The sequence below is a fragment of the Stenotrophomonas sp. GD03777 genome, from assembly GCF_029842485.1.
GTDB classification, from domain to species: Bacteria; Pseudomonadota; Gammaproteobacteria; order Xanthomonadales; family Xanthomonadaceae; genus Stenotrophomonas; species Stenotrophomonas sepilia.
Map to the genome: position 1 here is coordinate 1 of NZ_JAOCGL010000079.1, position 19,901 is coordinate 19,901.

Annotated in this window: 16 protein-coding genes; 10 read left to right on the forward strand and 6 right to left on the reverse strand. The window is 66.7% G+C overall.

What is annotated here, in order from left to right; genetic code table 11:
- The 3 genes from N5E02_RS15335 to N5E02_RS15345 form a co-directional block, all read left to right on the forward strand.
- The coding region (locus N5E02_RS15335) for a laccase domain-containing protein (protein ID WP_279946452.1) at window positions 1-289 on the forward strand (289 nt) is incomplete at its 5' end.
- 20 nt (window positions 290-309) lie between these two features.
- Window positions 310-816, forward strand: coding sequence for a DUF4166 domain-containing protein (locus N5E02_RS15340; protein ID WP_197599137.1), 507 nt, complete (start codon window positions 310-312; stop codon window positions 814-816).
- Entirely contained in the window at window positions 791-1,228 is a 438-nt protein-coding gene (locus N5E02_RS15345) for a thiol-disulfide oxidoreductase DCC family protein (RefSeq protein ID WP_005418590.1), read from the forward strand. The genes N5E02_RS15340 and N5E02_RS15345 overlap by 26 nt, the downstream gene beginning before the upstream one ends.
- Window positions 1,229-1,299: 71 nt before the next feature.
- Here the strand turns inward: N5E02_RS15345 and otsA are convergent, their stop codons facing one another.
- The 4 genes from otsA to N5E02_RS15365 all read right to left on the reverse strand — a co-directional run bounded on the left by otsA (window position 1,300) and on the right by N5E02_RS15365 (window position 7,825).
- Window positions 1,300-2,664, reverse strand: a complete 1,365-nt coding sequence (gene otsA, locus N5E02_RS15350; protein ID WP_065178921.1) for an alpha,alpha-trehalose-phosphate synthase (UDP-forming) — start codon at window positions 2,662-2,664, stop codon at window positions 1,300-1,302.
- Window positions 2,661-4,442 carry a glycoside hydrolase family 15 protein gene (locus N5E02_RS15355; RefSeq protein WP_279946453.1) on the reverse strand — a complete coding sequence of 594 codons (1,782 nt, stop codon included), beginning with the start codon at window positions 4,440-4,442 and terminating at the stop codon, window positions 2,661-2,663. The genes otsA and N5E02_RS15355 overlap by 4 nt, the downstream gene beginning before the upstream one ends.
- A gap of 41 nt (window positions 4,443-4,483) precedes the next feature.
- The gene (gene otsB, locus N5E02_RS15360; RefSeq protein ID WP_164093153.1) at window positions 4,484-5,242 is read right to left on the reverse strand and encodes a trehalose-phosphatase; all 759 of its coding nucleotides are present in this window, start codon (window positions 5,240-5,242) and stop codon (window positions 4,484-4,486) included.
- A 147-nt stretch (window positions 5,243-5,389) separates the two neighbouring features.
- Entirely contained in the window at window positions 5,390-7,825 is a 2,436-nt protein-coding gene (locus N5E02_RS15365; RefSeq protein WP_279946454.1) for a TonB-dependent receptor, read from the reverse strand.
- A gap of 214 nt (window positions 7,826-8,039) precedes the next feature.
- Between N5E02_RS15365 and N5E02_RS15370 the strand changes: the two genes are divergently transcribed.
- The 4 genes from N5E02_RS15370 to N5E02_RS15385 all read left to right on the forward strand — a co-directional run bounded on the left by N5E02_RS15370 (window position 8,040) and on the right by N5E02_RS15385 (window position 13,618).
- Window positions 8,040-8,522 (forward strand): DUF3574 domain-containing protein, encoded by a 483-nt coding sequence (locus N5E02_RS15370; protein WP_021202058.1) that lies wholly within the window; start codon window positions 8,040-8,042, stop codon window positions 8,520-8,522.
- 36 nt (window positions 8,523-8,558) lie between these two features.
- Window positions 8,559-9,416: an SH3 domain-containing protein gene (locus tag N5E02_RS15375; protein ID WP_279946455.1), complete on the forward strand. Its 858-nt coding sequence runs from the start codon at window positions 8,559-8,561 to the stop codon at window positions 9,414-9,416.
- Window positions 9,417-9,542: 126 nt separating this feature from the next.
- The gene (locus N5E02_RS15380; RefSeq protein WP_065185255.1) at window positions 9,543-11,261 is read left to right on the forward strand and encodes a thiamine pyrophosphate-dependent enzyme; all 1,719 of its coding nucleotides are present in this window, start codon (window positions 9,543-9,545) and stop codon (window positions 11,259-11,261) included.
- Between the two features lie 752 nt (window positions 11,262-12,013).
- The gene (locus tag N5E02_RS15385) at window positions 12,014-13,618 is read left to right on the forward strand and encodes a hypothetical protein (RefSeq protein ID WP_279946456.1); all 1,605 of its coding nucleotides are present in this window, start codon (window positions 12,014-12,016) and stop codon (window positions 13,616-13,618) included.
- Window positions 13,619-13,815: 197 nt separating this feature from the next.
- Here the strand turns inward: N5E02_RS15385 and N5E02_RS15390 are convergent, their stop codons facing one another.
- Window positions 13,816-14,526 (reverse strand): glutathione S-transferase, encoded by a 711-nt coding sequence (locus N5E02_RS15390; RefSeq protein ID WP_065196686.1) that lies wholly within the window; start codon window positions 14,524-14,526, stop codon window positions 13,816-13,818.
- A 169-nt stretch (window positions 14,527-14,695) separates the two neighbouring features.
- On the opposite strand from N5E02_RS15390, the gene N5E02_RS15395 reads away from it, so the two are divergent.
- The 3 genes from N5E02_RS15395 (at window position 14,696) to N5E02_RS15405 (ending at window position 18,923) form a co-directional block, all read left to right on the forward strand.
- Entirely contained in the window at window positions 14,696-15,517 is an 822-nt protein-coding gene (locus N5E02_RS15395; RefSeq protein ID WP_065185253.1) for a DUF3014 domain-containing protein, read from the forward strand.
- Window positions 15,518-15,698: 181 nt separating this feature from the next.
- Window positions 15,699-18,284, forward strand: coding sequence for an ATP-dependent chaperone ClpB (gene clpB, locus N5E02_RS15400; protein WP_279946457.1), 2,586 nt, complete (start codon window positions 15,699-15,701; stop codon window positions 18,282-18,284).
- Window positions 18,285-18,377: 93 nt separating this feature from the next.
- Window positions 18,378-18,923, forward strand: coding sequence for a hypothetical protein (locus tag N5E02_RS15405; protein WP_262220369.1), 546 nt, complete (start codon window positions 18,378-18,380; stop codon window positions 18,921-18,923).
- A gap of 39 nt (window positions 18,924-18,962) precedes the next feature.
- On the opposite strand, the gene N5E02_RS15410 is transcribed toward N5E02_RS15405, so the two are convergent.
- Window positions 18,963-19,763 (reverse strand): MipA/OmpV family protein, encoded by an 801-nt coding sequence (locus tag N5E02_RS15410; RefSeq protein WP_069139331.1) that lies wholly within the window; start codon window positions 19,761-19,763, stop codon window positions 18,963-18,965.
- Window positions 19,764-19,901: the final 138 nt, after the last annotated feature.

The following is a 19,901-nucleotide window of genomic DNA, read 5'->3' on the forward strand; positions in this document are numbered from 1 at the left end:
CTGGTTGGGCCCGGCCGCCGGGCCGTCCGACTATGAGATCGGCGAGGAGGTCTATCACGCCTTCGTCGGCCATGATCCCGCTGCTGAGCGGGCGTTCGTCGCGACCCGTCCCGGACACTGGAAGGTGGACCTGTTCGCGCTGGCGCGGCAGCGCCTGCAGTCTGCGGGGATGGACCCGGCACAGGTGTATGGTGGCACGGTGTCGACGATGGCCGACCCGGACCTGTATTCGCATCGGCGCGATCGTCGCACCGGGCGCATGGCGACCCTGGCCTGGATCGCGCCCTGACTGCGCCGCTGTTCGCGCGTGTGCTGGGGCCGGCCTTTGCCACCCTGGCAGGACCGGTGCAGGCGCTGCATGCCGCGCCGTTGCCGTGCCGCTACGCAGGGCAGGCCTGCATCGTGAGGGGGCGGCACTGGCTGGTGCCGCTGCTGGCTGCGTTGGCGCGGTTGCCACAGGACGGTGACGCGCTGCCCACCGAGGTGGCGTTCAACCGCTACCGGCAGGGCGAGCAGTGGGCGCGGCGGTTCGGCCGCTGGTCAATGGTGTCGCGGCTGTGGGCGCACGAAGGGTATCTGCGCGAGCAACTGGGCGCGGTGCGCTTCGAGTTCGCGCTGCAGGCCCGCGACGGTGGTATCGACTGGTCGGTGCGTCGGGTCTGGGCGTTCGGGCTGCTGCCGCTGCCGACGCGTTGGTTCGGCGGTGTGCGCTGCCGTGAAGCCTGGCAGGGCGAGCGCTACACTTTCCTGGTCGATGTGACGCTGCCCTGGGCCGGAGCCCTGATCCGCTATGAAGGTTGGCTCGAACCGCAGTGACGCTGCCGCCGAGGCTGGCAGCGCGGTGGTCGTGTTCGATGGCGTGTGCGCACTGTGCAATCGCTGGGTTCGGTTCCTGCTGCGTTTCGACCGCAGGGGGCGCTACCGCTTTGCAGCGATGCAGGGGCAGAAGGGCAGCGCGATGCTGCGCGCGCACGGGCTGGATCCGCAGGACCCGATGTCGTTCCTGCTGCTGGACGCACAGGGGGCCTGGACCGATACCGATGCGATCCTGCGCGTACTTGCGGGGCTGGGCGGCGCCTGGCGCCTGGCCGGCGTGCTGCGGCTCGTGCCGCGCGGCTGGCGTGATGCGGCGTATCGCGCGCTGGCACGCAACCGCTACCGCTGGTTCGGTCGGCATGACACCTGCCATCTACCCGCACCGGAACAGGCCGCGCGGTTCCTGGATTGACGAAAAAGGGGACGGAGGGGATTAAGTCGTTTGTGCATAAACGACTTAATCCCCTCCGTTCCCTTTTTTCTTCAGCCTTCCAGCGCGTCGAGGTAGCTGCGGCGCCAGTGGTTGATGTCGTAGGTGCGCAGATGTTCCATCATCGCGTGCCAGCGTTCCTTGCGCCTGCTCAGCGACATCGTCGCTGCGGTGGCGATTGCGTCGGCCACGCCGTCGAGGTCGTGCGGGTTCACCAGCAGTGCCTGCTTCAGTTCGTCGGCGGCGCCGGCCAGCAGTGACAGCACCAGCACGCCGGGATCCTCCGGGTCCTGCGAGGCCACGTATTCCTTGGCCACCAGGTTCATGCCATCGCGCAGCGGCGTGACCAGGCCGACCGCCGCCGCTCGGTAGAAGCCGGTGAGCGTGGCATGGGTGAAGTTCTGGTTGACGTAGCGCAGTGGCGTCCAGTCCGGCTCGGCGTGGCCACCGTTGATGTGGCCGGCGATCTGTTCCAGTTGGCTGCGCAGCTGCCGGTACTCGGTGACATCGCCGCGCGAGACCGGCGCAATCTGCAGGTAGGTGAGCGAGCCGCGCTGGTCGGGGTGACGCTGCAGGTAGCGTTCGAAGCCGAGGAAGCGTTCGGGCAGGCCCTTGGAGTAATCCAGGCGATCCACGCCGATCGCCAGCTGGCGGTCCCGCAGGCTGCTGCGCAGGTTCTTCACTGCGGCCTTGGTGGCGGCGGTGCCGGCCTGGCGTGCGATCAGGTCGGTGTCGATGCCGATCGGGAAAGCCGCCGCGCGGAATCGGCGCCCACCGGGTGCTTCCAGCTCACCGTTGTCGAGCACGCGGCCACCACCGAACAGGCGCAGGTACGTCTGGAAGCGATCGGCATCGCGCTGGGTCTGGAAGCCGACCAGGTCGTAGGCGTACAGCGCGGAGAACAACCGCAGGTGGTCGGGCATGGCCTGCAGCAGGTCGGCCGACGGCATCGGAATGTGCAGGAAGAAGCCGATGCGGCAGCCGATGCCGCGCTCGCGCAGCAGTGCGCCGAGCGGGATCAGGTGGTAGTCGTGGATCCAGACGATGTCGTCCTCGCGCAGCAATGGCGCGAGCTTGTCGGCGAACAGCGCATTGACCTTGTGGTAGGTCTCGCGGGTGCCGCGGTCGTAGTCGACCAGGTCCAGCCGGAAGTGCAGCAATGGCCACAGCGTGCGGTTGGCGAAACCATTGTAGTAGCCATCGACCTCGCGCTTGCTCAGGTCCATGGTGACGTAGTCGATGTCACCGTCCTTCTGCCGGTGCAGCGTGCCGCTGCCTTCCTTCACGGTCTTGCCGCTCCAGCCGAACCACAGCCCGCCGCGCTCCTTCAGGGCGGCCAGCAGGCCGACCGCCAGGCCACCTGCGCGGTTCTCGCCGGGCACGGCCACACGATTTGATACCACGACCAGACGACTCACGATGCCTCCTGCCAGGACCGCGACAGGCGCATCGCGGCGGTGATCAGGCCGACATGCGAATAGGTCTGCGGGAAGTTACCCCAGGCCTCGCCGGTGTCGAAGGCCAGATCCTCCGACAGCAGGCCCAGGTGATTGCGCTGCTTCAGCAGCAGCTCGAACATCTCGCGCGCCTCGTCCAGGCGCCCGATGGCGGCAAGTGCGTCGATGTACCAGAACGTGCAGATGGTGAAGCTGGTTTCCGGCTCACCGAAGTCATCCGGAGCGACATAGCGGTACAGCGAATTGCCGTGCTTGAGGTCACGGCCGATGGCTTCGACGGTGGCGATGAAGCGGGCGTCCATCGCGTCGATGAAGCCGATGTCGGCCAGCAGCAGCAGCGAGGCGTCCAGGCGATGGCCACCGAAGGTATCGGTGAAGTGGCCCAGCTCTTCGCTCCACGATTCGGCCATGATGCGCGCGTGGATGGTGTCGGCACGTGTGCGCCAGTAGTGGGCGCGGTCATCGCGCTTCAGCCGCACGGCGATCTTGCACAGGCGGTCGCAGGCGGCCCAGCACATCGCGCTGGTGTAGGTGTGTACCTCGGTGCGGCCGCGGAACTCCCACAGGCCGGCATCGGGTACGTCGTGCAGGGCGAAGGCCTGCTCGCCGAGGGGTTCGAGGCGGGCGAAGGTGTGCGCATCACCCGGGTCCTGCAGGCGCCGGTCGAAGAACAGCTGCGTGGACGCCAGCACGACGCTGCCGTAGACATCGTGCTGGCGCTGCACCCAGGCCAGATTGCCGCGTCGTACCGGGCCCATGCCGCGGTAGCCGGACAGGCTGGGGACCTCATCTTCGTCCAGCTTGGCTTCGAAGCCGATGCCGTACAGCGGCTGCAGCGTGCCGTCGGTGGTGGCCAGGTTGAAGATGTAGCCGAGGAACTGTTCCATCGTGCGCGTGGCGCCGAGGCGGTTCAGCGCCCGCACCACGAACGCCGCATCACGCAGCCAGCAGTAGCGGTAGTCCCAGTTGCGCACGCTGCCGGGGGCTTCAGGAATGGAGGTGGTCATGGCCGCGATGATCGCGCCGCTGTCCTCGTACTGGCACAGCTTCAGCGTGATCGCACTGCGGATCACCGCGTCCTGCCATTCCAGCGGAATGGACAGGTAACGCACCCATTCGCGCCAGTAATCGCGGGTACGCTGGAAGGCCTCCTGCACATAGCCGCTGATCGAACGGTTGAGCGATTCATCCACGCCCAGGATCAGGTGGATGGGATGGTTGAGCCCGAACGGCAGGCCATCGCGCACGAAGCGCACCGGCACGTCGGTGGTCAGCCGCAGCACGTGTTCGGGCAGCACCCAGCGCACATGGTTGCTGCCCCAGGTGGATTCCGGAACGCGCGCGCCCCAGTCCGCCAGCGGGCGTGCGCGTACGGTGATGCGCGGGCTGCCAGCCAGCGGACGCACCTGGCGGATCAGGCTGACCGGGCGGTAGAAACGGTCGTTCTGGCGCCAGCGTGGGGCGAAGTCGAGGATTTCCAGTTCGCCGCCGTGCGCGTCGCGCAGCACGGTGCGCAGGATCGCCGTGTTGGTCAGGTATTCCTGCTCGCTGCTGGCGAAGTCTTCCAGCTCGATGGCGAAGTCGCCACCGGTCTGCTGGTTGGGGCCGAGCAGCGCACAGAAGGTAGGGTCGCCGTCGAAGGTGGGCAGGCAGCTCCAGACAACGCGGGCACGTTTGTCGACCAGGGCGCCGAAGCTGCCGTTGCCGACCACGCCCAGATCAAGATCGGGTTGGGTCATCACGCGGTACATCTCGGTTGCGGCCGTGGGGGTTGGCCGGGTCAATAGGCATTCTCACGCAGCCAGGCGTGCACGCTGCGTATGTCGGGCAGCGCGAACACCGCCGCGCTGGGTTCACGTTCGCCCACCAGCACGCTCCAGCCATGCTGGCCGTTGGCGGCATCGAAACCGAACTCATCGGTCAGGTCATCGCCGAGGAACACCGGCAGGCGACCGCGGAAGGGCAGGTACTGCATCATCCGAAGCACCGCACGGCCCTTGTCGGTGCCGACGGGCACGAATTCGACTACATGGTCGCCGGGTTGCAGGCGGTAGCTGGCACGGCCCCGCACGTGGCGGTCGGCGAAGGCGCGGACGTCCCTGGCTGCATGCGGCGCGCCGCGCCAGTGCAGGGCCAGGCCGACACCCTTGTCTTCCACCAGCACGCCGGGATGGCCGTGGGCGAAGCGCATCGCCTGCTGGTGCAGTGCGTGCAGCCATTCGGCGGTGTCGTCATCGTGTTGGTCGCGCAGTACGCGACCATCCTGCCCACGCAGTTCATGGCCATGCAGGCCCGCAGCAGGCAGTTGCAGCGGAGCGAACAGTTGATCCAGCTGTTCGAGCGGGCGACCACTGACCAGTGCCACGGCACCTTCCAGGCGGTCGCTGATGCGGCCGATGGCTTCGCGCACATCCGGCAGCAGCTGCACGGCATCCGGGCGTGCAGCGAATTCAATCAGGGTGCCGTCGACATCAAGGAACAACGCGCAGGCGTCATCCAGCAATGGCGGCGGCGGACGCAGGGGGAGCGGTTCAGCCATGACGCCCAGCTTGCCAGCGTGGGCGTGTACGTGGGGTCGAGGGCAGGCTACGGATCGGGGTAGTGCCGGCCGCTGGCCGGCAACGTGTCAGTCCTTGGATGCACCCTGCGGTTGCCGGCCAGCGGCCGGCACTACCGGGCTGGTGAATCAGAACGTATAGCGGACGCGGCCGTAGTAGTACGCACCGTTGCTGCCGATCGGCGACAGCACGTCGTACGGCAGGTTGCCGAAGTAGTGAATATCGCTGTTGGATCGATCCGGATAGTTGTCGGTCAGGTTCTGCCCGCCGAGAGCCACGCTCCACTGCGGGGTGATGCGGTATTCGACTTCCGCATCCAGCTGCCACTCGGCCTGGTAGGTCTGGCGCGGGATGTAGCCGTCACCGAAGTTGAACACGCGGGTGGCGCTGCCATAGCGGTTCACGCGGGTGCTCAGCGACCAGTGGTCGTTGCTCCATGCGGCCGAGAAACTACCACGCGTGCGCGGCGTGGCGTCGGTCAGCGTGTTGGTCTCTTCGATGCCGAACAGCACGTAGTCCGGATTCAGCGCGCGCAGCTGGGCCGGGGTGGCCAGCACGTTCTTCAGCGTGGTCTTGGTATACGCATAGGTGCCGGTCAGCAGCAGCTGGCCATCGCCCAGCGACTGGCGCCAGTTGCTCACCAGCTCGGCGCCACGGGTGCGGGTGTCGGCGGCGTTGACGAAGAAGCTGGCGCTCTGCAGGCCGCTGACGCCGTAGTTGGCGGCCACGTAGTCGGTCAGTGCATCACCGGTGATGCTCTCCGACAGTGCAATGCGGTCATCGATGTCGATCTGGAAGAAGTCCAGCGAAAGGTCGAAATGCTCGCCGATGCGGCTGGTGAAACCGAGCGAGGTGTTCAGCGATTTCTCTGGTTTCAGGTTCTGCGCCCCCAGGCCGCGTGCGATCGGATTGTTGACTGACAGCAGGCGGCCCTGCACCAGCTGGCCACCTGCGTTGTAGCCGGTGGAGGTGGACTCGTAGCCGATCTGTGCCAGCGACGGCGCACGGAAGTTGTTGGAGATGGCGCCACGCAACGCGAACGCCGGGGTGAATTCGTAGCGCAGGCCGAGCTTGCCGGTCAGTTCACCGCCGAAATCGTCGTTGTGCTCGTAGCGCGCGGCCAGATCGGTGGAGAACTTTTCGCCGAACTGGCTGGACAGGCTGGCATAGGCGCTGGCCACATCACGCGACAGGGTGGCTGCATCCTGCGGGGTCAGGCCACCACCGGCCTGTGAACCGGTCGGGCGGTCGGTGTACGGGCCGGCCGCATAGCTGGCCGGGTCGCCGGGGCGGGTCTGGTAGCGCTCATGGCGTGCTTCCACGCCCAGGCCCAGCGTGTGGCTGATGCTGTCGCTCTGGGTGAACACGCGGCTCAGATCGAGATTGCCCACCGTCTGTGCGTACTGGTAATCGGCGGTCTTGAAGCGGGTCGGGCTGGTCGGGCCCAGCGAGGCGTTGAGCGAATCGCGCAGGCGGTAGGTGAAGTCGTTCTGGCCATAATCCAGGCTGCCGTCGTAGCTCCACTCGCCCCACTGGCCGCGCACGCCGGCCACGGCCTGTACGTCGCGGTTCTCGCCTTCGGAGATCGGTCGGTAGCCGTTCGGATAGACCTGCTTCCAGTTGGCATCGCCATCGGGATAGCGGAAGTAGTTCGCGCCTTCGGTATCCCGCTGGTTGAAGGTACCGAACGCATAGAACGTCGAGGTCTGGCCCACCGGGATCTCGGTGTTCAGCCACAGGTTGATGTCCTTGCTCTTGCCATCGCCCAGCACATAGTTGCGCTTGCCCTGCAGCACCAGGTTGTCCGGAGTCTGGTCCCACGGCGGAATCTGGTCGAAGCCGGCGCGGTTGGTACCGTTGCGGTGCTTGTATTCCAGGCCGACGCGCAGGAAGCCGCCGTCTTCGCCCAGCGAGGTGCCGACCTTGGCGCTGAGGTTGCCGGTCTGGCCATCGGTGAGGGTGCGGCCGATCGGCTTGAGGTCGGTGTGGTTGGCACCGTAGCTCGCCTCGATCTCGCCGCCGTCACCGCCGTTGTCGAGGATCACGTTGATCACGCCGGCCACGGCGTCCGAGCCGTACAGCGCCCCGGCGCCATCGCGCAGCACTTCAATGCGCTTGATCGCGCTGACCGGAATCGAATTGAAATCGACCGGGGTGGTGCCCTTGCCGATCTTGCTGTCGGTGTTGACCAGCGCGGTGTGGTGGCGGCGCTTGCCGTTGACCAGCACCAGCACCTGGTCCGGCGACAGGCCACGCAACTGCGCAGCGCGCACATGGTCGGCGCCACCGGAGTTGGACTGGCGCGGGAAGTTGAACGACGGCAGCAGCGCCTGCAGCGCGCTGCCCAGCTCACCGTTGACCACGCCCGCCTTGCGGATGTCCTCGGCGGTGAGCACATCCACCGGCGAGGTGGATTCGAGCACGGTGCGGTCGGCGGCACGGGTGCCGGTAACGATCACCGTATCCAGGTTGGTGGCGTCCTGGGCCAGGGCCGGGGCGGCCGCGGAGGAAAGCGCGAGGGCGATGGCGAGGCCGAGCGGCGACGCGGGCAGGCGGGCGGACATGGGGGCTCCAGCAACAACGACGACGGGGGAAGGGGAGATAGTTTCACTTACATCCATCCGGATGAAGCGATATATTATCTTCGCGTGATGACCGGTGCGGATGCAAGCCCCTGCCGGTCCGGCATGAGCTGATGCCCGGTTGGCATCAGCACGCCGGGCCGGTGGCGCTGTACGCTGCCGGCTCGCCTTGTCCCCCTTCCCCGGAGCTGTACCGATGAAACACCTTGGCCTCGTCTTCGCCGTGCTGTTGGCCACCAGCGGCTGCGCCAGCCTCTCATCGCAGGCGCCCAGCGCCTATGCCACGGCCACTACCGCCGAACTGAAGGGCGACGCCGCGCGCCCGTCTTCCGCGCACGGCTGGGTGCGCAGCGAGCTGTACTTCGGCGTGGGCGAGGAGCAGGGCGCCGGCAACCGCCCGCAGGCCGACACCATCAGCGACGCGCAGTGGCGCACCTTCCTGGACAAGGAAGTGACCCCGCGCTTCCCGGATGGCCTGACCGTGTTCGATGCCTATGGCCAGTGGCTGTTCCGCGGCGATGCCGCGCCCAACCGCCTGCGCACCAAGGTGCTGGTGGTGCTGCATGAGGACACCCCGCAGCGCCGCGCCGATATCGAAGCGATCCGCCTGGCGTGGAAGCAGCAGACCAGGCATCAGTCGGTGCTGTGGTCGCGGCAGCCGGTCGAGGTATCGTTCTGAGCTGAAGGCGCCACCGCGGTGCCACAAGGACCGATGATGAAACACAGGGAATGCCTGCTGGGCCTGGTGTTGGCCGGCACGCTGGCACCGTCGGCGCAGGCCAGTGGCGACGACATCGAAACACTGCGGTTCCAGGTGGCCGCGCACGTGCAGGCGCACGCCGATCCCCAGCAGGATGGCAGCATCGCCGTGCAGCTGTCGCCGTCGGGAAAGCGCCAGACGCTGGCGGGCGCGGCGGATGCCGACGGCAATTCGCGCTGGGGTCTGGAGGACGTCGATTTCGATGGCTACCCGGAACTGGTCGCACGCGCCTCGGTGGGCATGGTCAATGAAGCGGTGACGGTGTATCGGTTCGATCCGTCCAGTGCTTCGTATCGCGTGCTGCAGGCCGACACCCACGGCAAGGACAGCTGCGGTGATCTGATGGGTCTGAGCGTGGACGTTGCCACCCGCACCCTCACCAGCAGTTGCCGCAGCGGGCCGATGTGGTACGCCGACCAGTACCGGTTCGCGGGTGCGAAGCTCTACCTGTACCGCGCCGAGCGCGTGTTGATGCTGGGCGACACATTGAACGCCGCGCTGCAGTGGGAGCAGACCGACGAGCAGGGTCCGCTGGCCGTCTGGCGCACCTATGATCCCGCCGGCCGTGTGCTGGAAAGTGCCATTGCCGATGGCCTGGGCGCACCGCCGGATGGACCGTTGCGCGGCCAGCAGGCCACCGTGGTACCCGCGCGGCTGTTCCTGTTCGACCGGCCTGGTGCGTCCAGCACCAAGCGTTACCTGGTGCAGGGCGATCGCGTGGAATTGCAGGATGAACAGAACGGCTGGGTGAAGCTGCGCTATCGCAGCCCGAATCACGGCGACGTGCTGGGCTGGATCAACGTCAACGACTAAAAGGGGACGGAGGGAATTAAGTCGTTTGTGGCACAAGCGACTTAATTCCCTCCGTCCCCTTTTTTTGCGGAGGCATCACTTCATCGGGTCTAGCCTCGGACGTTCCCCCGTTCGAGGATGTATCCGATGAGCAAGCGCGTAGCCGAAATCGTGGTGGACGCCCTGCAGCAGGCCGGTGTCCGCCGTTGCTACGGCATCGTGGGCGATACGCTCAACCATGTGACCGATGCGATGCATGGCAGCGAGATCGCCTGGGTGCACGTGCGCCATGAAGAAGTGGCAGCGTTCGCTGCCGGCGCCGATTCGCTGGTGAGCGGCGAGTTGACCGCCTGCGCGGGTTCCTGTGGTCCCGGTGGCCTGCACTTCATCAACGGCGTGTTCGAGAGCAACCGCAACCGTGCGCCGATGGTGCTGATCGCCAGCCAGGTGGTGACCAGCGAGCTGGGCATGGAATTCCCGCAGGAAGTGGATTTCAAGGCGGTCTATGGCAGCTGCACGGTGTTCTGCGAGCAGGTGCACAGCCCGGAGCAGGCGCGACGCGTGGTGGCCCTGGCCTGCCAGGCCGCGATCAGCCGCCGTGGCGTGGCGGTGGTGATCCTGCCGGCCGATATCAGCCAGGCTGAGGTGAAGCATGATGTGCCGTTCTCGGTGCATTACACCCAGCCGGTGCTGCGCCCGTCCGACGCCGAACTGCAGCGCATTGCCGAGTTGCTGGGGCAGGGCAAGCGCATCGGCATCTACGCCGGTGCCGGTTGCCAGGGCGCGCACGCGCAGCTGCTGGAGCTGGCCCGGCGCTTGCAGGCCCCGATCGCGCATACCTCGCGCGCGAAGGATTTCGTCGAGCCGGACAACCCGTACAACATGGGCATGACCGGCATCTTCGGCATCGAGTCCGGCTTCCACACGCTGATGGAGTGCGACACGCTGCTGCTGCTCGGCGCCGACTTCGCCTGGGGCCAGTTCTACCCGGACAAGGCCACCATCATTCAGGTCGACCGCGATGGCAGCCACCTTGGCCGCCGCCACCCGGTGAACCTCGGCGTGGTCGGCGATATCGCACCGACGCTGGATGCATTGCTGCCGATGCTGCCGCCGCGCGAGGACGGCAGTTTCCTGGACGAGTGCATCGAGCATCGCGACAAGGCGCTGAAGAAGCGCGAACAGGAAGAGCAGCCGGGCGAAGGCGAATTGATCCATCCGCAGCACCTGACCGCGCTGCTCTCGAAGCACGCCACCGAGGATGCACTGTTCACCGCCGACGGCGGCTCGCCGATGGTGTGGGTGCTGCGCCATATCCGCGTGAACGGCCGCCGCCGCACGCTGACCAGCCTGCTGCACGGCACGATGGCCAACGCGATGCCGCAGGCGCTGGGACTGCAGAAGGCCTTCCCCGGCCGGCAGGTGATTTCACTGTCCGGCGATGGTGGGCTGGCAATGCTGCTGGGCGACCTGTTGACCGCGGTACAGGAGAATCTGCCGATCAAGGTGGTGGTGTTCAACAACGGCTCGCTGAACTTCGTCGAGCTGGAGCAGAAGGTGGAAGGCCTTCTGGATAACTACACCGACCTGAAGAACCCGGACTTCGGCCGCCTGGCCGAAGTGATCGGCTTCCATGGCCGCACGGTCACCCGCAGCGAGGATCTGGAGGAAGCGGTGCAGGATTTCCTGGCGCAGCGCGGCCCGGCATTGCTGGATGTGCACACCAGCCGCGCCGAGCTGGTGATGCCACCACAGATCGAGGCCAAGCAGGTCGCCGGCACGGCGCTGTATGCGGCCAAGGCGGTATTGAACGGCCGCTTCGACGACGTGAAGCATCTGCTGGTGGACAACTTCCTGAAGAAGTAGGGGGTGGTCGATGCAGGGCTGGGCCCTGCACCTGCGGAGGTGAAGGTCGAAGCAACAGCAACAGCAACAGCAACAGCAACAGCTGGGTATCCGTGGGATGGCGGGGTGGGTCCGGTTGCGGGGGGCGCTGCAAGTCCCCCTCCGGGGCCCGGCCCAGCCGCTGGCGGCTGTGCGTTCGGGCGCTTGCGAAGCAATGCTTCGCAAGCAAAGCGCCCTCACCCATGTAAGCTCGGTCGCCGCATCCATGCGGCTCACGCCCCCGCAACCGGACCCACCCCGGCTTAGACAGATCATCGCGATCTGCCGGTAGATCCACGCCATGCGTGGATAGCGTGGAAATGATCGAATTGTTCTTGTGGAGCCGAACCGTGCTCGGCTCAGAAGCTTCGCGTACAGCAGCCGAGCATGCGCTCGGCGCTACAACGAGAGCCTGCCTTTGCTTTTGATCTTTTGATTCTCTTCCGTGGCTGGCACGCGCAGGAAATTGTCAGGGGCCGGTCGGGATGGGCTGCGCAGGACCGTTGGCGCCATGGATGGCGCCATCGAGCCCCCAGGGATGGGTTTACGGCGTGTCCTGCGCAGCCCATCCCGACCGGCCCAACTGGCAATGCCAGTCGACTAACAGTCGGCTCTACCCGCGCCCAGCCACGAGGGGCCCCGCCGTTGGCTGGAACCCATCATTCCACGACGGAATTGGCGCCCAGGCGCCGCTGGGCCTACCATCGGCGGTCCCCACCCCCACCGCCCCTTCCATGTCCGCTCCCGCTTCCGCCGCACCGCGTCGCTGGTTCGTCGCCGGCGACTTCAACGGCTTCTTCGGCCTGGTCGTCGACAACCTTTCCATCCTCGGCTTCATCGCCATGGCCCTGGTCGGGATCTTCCAGTTCCCCGCCGACGTGGTGTTCGGCCGCATGTTCCCAGGCACGGCCTTCGGCGTGCTGATAGGCAACCTGCTGTACACCCTGATGGCACGCCGGCTGGCCGCGCGCAGCGGCCGTGACGACGTCACCGCCATGCCGCTCGGCCTGGATGCCCCCACCAGCATCGGCATGGCCCTGCTGGTGCTTGGCCCGGCCTTCATCGCGTTCAAGCAGCAGGGCATGGACCCGCACGCGGCGGGCATCGCCACCTGGCAGCTGGGCATGGCGGCGCTGGTCATCATGGGCGTGCTCAAGTTCGTGCTGTCGTTCTTCGGTGAAGCAGTCACCCGTGCGCTGCCGCGTGCCGCGCTGCTGGGTTCCATCGCCGGCATCGCGCTGGTGCTGATGGGCCTGTTGCCGCTGCTGGAGACGCTGCGCTCGCCGCTGGTCGGCTTCACCACGCTGGGCCTGCTGCTGTATGTGCTGATCGCCAAGGGCAAGCTGCCGGTGCGAGGCCCGGGCGTGCTGCTGGCCTTCGTGTTCGGCACCGCGCTGTACTACGGCCTGGGCCTGGCCGGGCTGGGCGCCCCCGGCTTCCATGTACCGGAGTGGGTGCCGCCGCAGGTGGTGCTGCCGCTGCCGACACTGGGCTTCCTCGACGGCCTGCCCACCGCGATGACCTACCTGCCGCTGCTGCTGCCGTTCGGCCTGCTGATGGTGGTCGGCGGCATCAATGTTTCTGAAAGCGCGCGTGCGGCCGGCGATGACTACCGCACCCGCGACATCCTGCTGGTGGAAGCGGTGGCTACGCTGGTGGCAGGCGTCTGTGGCGGCGTGGCGCAGACCACGCCGTACATCGGCCAGCCTGCGTACAAGCACATGGGCGCGCGCAGCGGCTATACGCTGCTGACTGGCCTGTTCGTCGGCATCGGCGGCATGCTTGGCATCATCTCCGGGCTGGTGCAGTGGCTGCCGCTGGCGGTGCTGGCACCGATCATCGTGTACGTGGCCATCGACATCACCACCCAGGCCTTCCAGGCCACGCCGCGCCACCATACCGGCGCGATGGTGTTCGGTTTCCTGCCGTCGGTGGCCTACCTGCTGGCGATCAAGGCACCCGGCTGGATCACACCGGGTCAGCTGCCCCAGCTGCTGACCAAGCTCGACGGCCACGGCCTGCCGGAGCTGGCGGTGATCTTCACCCTCGGCAACGGCTTCATCATCACCTCGATGCTGTGGATTTCGGCGGTGGCGGCGATGGTCGATGGCTGCCTGCGCCGTGCCTGCGGCTTCCTGCTGGTGGCGGCGGTGCTGACCCTGTTCGGGCTGATCCACTCGGTGGATCCGCGCGGCGGCATCTACCTGCCGTGGGAGCTGGAAGGATTGGCGCGCATCATCAGTTTGCAGTTTGCCGGTGCCTACGTGGCCCTGGCGGTGCTGCTGGGCTTGCTGTCGCTGCAGAAGCAGCCGGTGAAGCCGCTGGGTGGGAACAGCTGATCCCACGGTAGTGCCGGCCGTTGGCCGGCATGCTCATGGGTATCCAAGGGCCGGCGCATTGCCGGCCCTTCTGCTTCTGCCGCCTTGTAGAGGCGAGCCTGCGCTCGGCTGCTCTGAGCCGAGCATGGCTCGGCTCTACAGGGGCGTGTTGCAGGCGGCGAATGCTTACAGCGCGCTCTGCCGGCCAGCGGCCGGCACTACCGCTCGGCGTCCAGCTCCGGGTAATGGCGGAAGATGCCATTCGTGTTGAATGCCAGCCGCCGTTCCGAGCCCAGGTAGGCGGCGATGTTCGGCCGCTTCGCCACCCGCTCCTGCAGCGCGCGCAGCAGGGGCACGGCGGGCGCCAGTGCCTGCATGCGGCGCGGGAACATGTAGTCCAGACCACTCAGCAGCTGGAACAGCGACAGGTCCACATACGAATGCTCGCGCAGTGCATGGCGGCCACCGTTGGCGGCGAGCACCCGTTCGAAGTAGCCCAGGAACTTCGGCAGGCGCTCGCTGCGCAGCGACGCGGCACGTGCCTTGGCCTCGGTCTTCTGCTCTTCGTAGTATTTTGATGCGGCGATCGGATGGTGAGTGTCATGCACCTCGGCCACCAGGTCAGCGATGGTCAACTGCAGTTGCAACGCCTGCATCCGCCGCGATGCGGCCTGCGGCACCAGATCCAGCGTCGGGCCGAGGAAGTCCAGGATGGCGGCGACCTGCGCAATGACCTGGCGACCGGCCTTCAGGAACGGCGGCGCGAAGGGCTGTGCCCCGTCACTGCTGCCGTCGAGAAACGGTTGCATCACCGCATCACCGTGCACCCGCGCCATGTCGATGTAGTCGGCGCCGGCATCTTCCAGCGCCAGGCGCACGAACTCGCCACGGCCCTGGATACCGGTCCAGTAGTACAGCGCATACTGCATGGCAGTGTCTCCGCAGGACAAGGCCCACAGCCTCGCGCGCGGCACGCAAAGCAGGCGTGAGCGCGGCTTTGGCGTGGGCCGAAGCCGAACGGCAGCGGAACAGGCAGGGAACCGGCTGGAACCGGTGGGGTCACACCTTCTCCATGCGTGTGAAACGAGGTGCTGCATCATGCAGAGTGGAAAGGCGGTATGGCCCTGGGTGCTGGGTGTGGTGGTGATCGGCGGCGCGGGCGGTTGGTTGTTCCGCGATCAGCTGAGGCACCTGGCAGACGGTGCTTCGGTGCCGGTGCACTCAACCCCCGCCAGCACCAGCGCACCGCCGCAACCGCAGGCGGCCGCGGACCCCGCGCCAGCACCGCCGCCGATCAGGCATCCGCTGGACACCGAGGCCGCCGCTGACCCGGCGCTGCCCAAGTTGGCCGACAGTGATGCGGCTGCCTGGGGCGCATTGAGCCAGCTGTTCCAGGGCGAGGGTCCGATGACCCTGCTGCTGCGCGATCACCTGATCCAGCGCCTGGTCACCCAGGTCGACAACCTGGACAAACCAAGCGTGCCGCCGACGGCGCTGGCCGCACGGCCGCTGCCGGGCAACCTGCAGGTCGAGCCTGGCGAGGGCGGGGAACGCATCGCGGCAAGCAACTCGGCGCGTTACGCGCCCTATGTGCAGGCCTTCACTGCGCTGGATCCAGCGGCAACGGCTACGGCGTACAAGCGCTTCTATCCGTTGATCCAGCAGGCCTACGTCGACCTGGGCCGGCCCGAGGGCTACTTCAACGACCGTCTGGTGGCGGTGATCGACCATCTGCTGGAGACCCCGGAACTGGTGCAGGCGCCATTGGTGCAGCGTGATGAGCGCGGTCGCTACCGCTTCGTCGATTCCACCCTGCAGTCGCGCTCGATAGGCCAGAAGGCGCTGTTGCGCATGGACGACGCGCAGGCGCGGGCGGTCAAGCAGCAGCTGCGGGCGATCCGCAGCGCGATCACCGGCTGAGTCCGCTCACCGCGCCGAACTGATCGGGATCAACGCGCCGACCACACCCGTTCCGGCATGCTGGCCGCAGGCTGACTGGCCTCGGGGTGCAGTCGCAGCCACCCTTGAAACGGGGTGGGGCAACCGCATCTTCCCAGCATCGCCGGCGCGGGCCGGCCCTGATGACCGATGAGGATTCGCAATGCGGATGGACAAGCTCACCTCGCGTTTCCAGCAGGCGCTGGCAGACGCACAGTCGCTGGCCGTGGGCCGCGACAACAGCATCATCGAACCGGTTCACCTGTTCAGCGCGCTGCTTGACCAGCAGGGCGGCAGCACGCGCCCGCTGCTGACCCAGGCCGGGGTGAACGTGCCGGTGCTGCGCGAGCGCCTGACCGAGGCGCTGGATGCACTGCCGAAGGTGTCCGGCCAGGCCGGCAACGTCTCGATGGGCAATGACCTGGGGCGCCTGCTGAACCAGACCGACAAGCTGGCCCAGCAGCACGGCGATGCCTTCATTGCCAGCGAGTGGTTCGTGCTCGCGGCGCTGGAAGACGGCGGCACGCTGGGCATGGCGCTGCGCGCCGCCGGTGCCGACAAGACCCGCCTGCAGGCGGCTATCGACAAGCTGCGCGGCGGCGAGAACGTGCAGTCGGAGAACGCCGAGGAGCAGCGGCAGGCGCTGGAGAAGTACACCATCGACCTGACCGCGCGCGCCGAGAGCGGCAAGCTCGACCCGGTGATCGGCCGTGACGAGGAAATCCGCCGCACCATCCAGGTGCTGCAGCGCCGGACCAAGAACAACCCGGTGCTCATCGGCGAGCCCGGCGTGGGCAAGACCGCGATCGTGGAAGGGCTCGCCCAGCGCATCATCAATGACGAAGTGCCCGAAGGCCTGCGCGGCAAGCGTGTGCTGTCGCTGGACATGGGCGCGCTGATCGCCGGCGCCAAGTTCCGCGGTGAATTCGAGGAGCGCCTGAAGGGCGTGCTCAACGACCTGGCCAAGAACGAAGGACAGATCATCCTGTTCATCGACGAGCTGCACACCATGGTCGGCGCCGGCAAGGCTGATGGCGCGATGGATGCCGGCAACATGCTGAAGCCCGCCCTGGCGCGTGGCGAGCTGCACTGCATCGGCGCGACCACGCTGGATGAGTACCGCAAATACATCGAGAAGGACGCCGCGCTGGAGCGCCGCTTCCAGAAGGTGTTCGTCGGCGAACCCACGGTGGAGGACACCATCGCGATCCTGCGCGGGCTGAAGGAAAAGTACGCCGTGCACCACGGTGTGGAAATCACCGACCCGGCCATCGTGGCTGCCGCCACGCTGTCCAACCGCTACATCACCGACCGCCAGCTGCCGGACAAGGCCATCGACCTGATGGACGAAGCCGCCTCGCGACTGCGCATGGAGATCGATTCCAAGCCGGAGGAGCTGGATCGCCTGGAACGCCGGGTAATCCAGCTGAAGATCCAGCGCGAGATGCTGAAGAAGGAAAAGGACGAAGCCTCGCGGCAGCGCCTGGCCGACCTGGAGAACGATATCGACGGGCTGGAGCGCGAGTTCTCCGACCTCAATGAAATCTGGAAGTCGGAGAAGGCGGCGCTGCAGGGCGCCACCAAGATCAAGGAACAGGTCGAGCAGGCCAAGCTGGAGCTGGAAGCTGCGCAGCGCCGCCAGGATTTCGCCAAGATGAGCGAAATCCAGTACGGCCTGTTGCCGCAACTGGAAAAGCAGCTGGCCGCCGCGCAGGAAGCCGAGCACAAGGACTTCAAGCTGGTACAGGACCGCGTGACCGATGAGGAGATCGCCGAGGTCGTTTCGCGCTGGACCGGCATCCCGGTCAACAAGATGCTCGAAGGCGAGCGCGACAAGCTGCTGCGCATGGAAGAAGTGCTGCACAACCGTGTGGTCGGCCAGGAAGAGGCGATCAAGGTCGTCTCCGATGCGGTACGCCGCTCGCGTGCCGGCCTGTCCGATCCGAATCGTCCGGCCGGCTCGTTCCTGTTCCTCGGCCCGACCGGCGTCGGCAAGACCGAGCTGTGCAAGTCGCTGGCCGAGTTCCTGTTCGACAGTGCCGACGCGATGATCCGCATCGACATGAGCGAGTTCATGGAAAAGCACAGCGTCGCCCGCCTGATCGGTGCGCCCCCGGGCTACGTCGGCTACGAGGAAGGCGGTTACCTGACCGAGGCCGTGCGTCGTCGCCCGTATTCGCTGATCCTGCTCGATGAGGTGGAGAAGGCGCATCCGGATGTGTTCAACATCCTGCTGCAGGTGCTGGACGATGGCCGCCTGACCGACGGCCAGGGCCGCACTGTGGACTTCCGCAACACCGTCATCGTGATGACCTCGAACCTGGGCTCGCATCAGATCCAGGACATGAGCAGCGACGACAGCCCGGAGGCCTACACGCAGATGAAGGCAGCAGTGATGGGCGTGGTGCAGGCGCACTTCCGTCCGGAGTTCATCAACCGCCTGGATGACATCGTCGTGTTCCACCCGCTGGACAAGCAGCAGATCAAGCAGATCGCACGCATCCAGATGCGCGGGCTGGAGAAGCGCCTGGCCGAGCGCGGTTTGAAGCTGGCGGTCTCCGATGCGGCATTCGATCTGCTCGGCAACGTCGGCTTCGACCCGGTGTATGGCGCGCGCCCGCTGAAGCGCGCGATCCAGTCGCAGCTGGAGAATCCGCTGGCGCAGCAGATCCTGTCCGGTGCCTTCGTCAACGGTGACACCATCGAAGTCGGCAACGACGGGGGACGCCTGGTCTTCGCCAAGGCTTGAACCGGTGGCGCGCCTGCCCTGGCTGGCGCGCCACCAAAGCCCTGGCAAGGCACAATGATCCCGTTTCACTTTCGCAAGGACGAGGAGAACCGCATGGACGTTACCCGAAGGGTTTCACTCTGCATGGCGCTGGCGCTCGCTGCTGTTTCTGGACACGCTGCAGCCGTCGAACAGGTCCAGCTGCCGCCGATGAAGGGTTACCAGCAGGCCCACCAGAGCACCGACGCACAAGGCAACCGCATCACCGAGTACGTGCCGCAGGGCCAGACCGTGCAGGACTGGACCGACATGGTCACTGTCAATGATGCGCCGAACAGTGGCCATGTGAGTCCGCGCGAGTTCCTCGGCATCATCGAGGCGGGGTGGCGCATGGCCTGTCCGGCAGCGCAGAGCCACTGGATCCGCGAAGGCGAGGAGGGCGGACGGCCATTCGCGCTGCTGATGCTCAGTTGCCCGCTGAACCCCGGCACCGGCAAACCGGAGTTCACCTGGATCAAGGGCATGCAGGGCAGGCAGGGCTTCCACACCGTGCAGAAGTCGTTCCGCGCCGAGCCGGAGAAGGACGACGTCGTGCAGTGGATCGGCTGGCTGCGCGAGGTCGGCTTGTGCGGCAGCGGCGCCGCACAAGCCTGCCACTGATCGCAGCGAAAGAGGGCGCCCCGCGGCGCCCTTCATGCATCAGAAGCGGTGCGTATAGCCGCTCATCACGCCGAACTGGTTGGCCTTCTGCACGATCGGGCTGTCGGCGGCATCGCCGAGCAGGCGCGTGCCTTCGGCCGAGATGTACCAGTTGCCATTACGGCCCACGCGGTGGCTCCACTTCAGGCCGACACCGGCGCTGACCAGGCCCGCCTTCGGTTTGTGCTCGGCAAAGCCGGTGCGCGCGGCCTGTTCCGGACTGACGCCGTACCAGGTCTGCATGTAGCCACGGTTGCCGTAGTCGGTGGAGACGCTGCCGCTGACCACGCCACCGGCCAGGTCGAACAGCGGCATGCTCAGGTTCAGGTGGATCTGCTGGGTAGCCAGTCCGTTCTCAGCCTTGTCCTCGTCCTTGCGGGTGAACTGCCAGGAGCCGCTCAGCACGGCCTCGCCCAGCGTATATCCAGCCGAGACACCGACCAGGGGACGGGTATCGATATCGCCCATGCCGCGCAGGAAGTCCGAACCGCCGAGCAGCGAATCCTTGTCCCTGCGGATACCGCTGGCACCGACATAGGCGCGCACGCGGGTGTGCTCGCCGAGGGTCGTGCCCCAGCCGATGCCACTGGTGCCCAGAAACCAGCCCCCCGGCGAGGTGACATCGAAGGACAGCGAAGGCGTCGCACGGTACTCCTCGCTGCCGCTGTAGCGCGGCGCCACGCCACCGCCGGCGGCGAGCTCGAAGGTCCAGTGGTCATCCTTGGCGTGGGCGATCGGGGCGGCGAACAGCGGCAACAGGGCCAGGTGGAGCAGGGCGGGGGAACGGCGAAGCTGGGACATGGAAACTCTCGACAATGGGAGGAAAGCAGCGCGCGCATCCGGCGAGTGCTGCAGGGTCGCTAGCGTGGCGATACGCCGGCGACCGATCCGTCCGCAGTTGTGCGGGAGTTGTAATCAACTGTAATTGCGCCCGTGGGC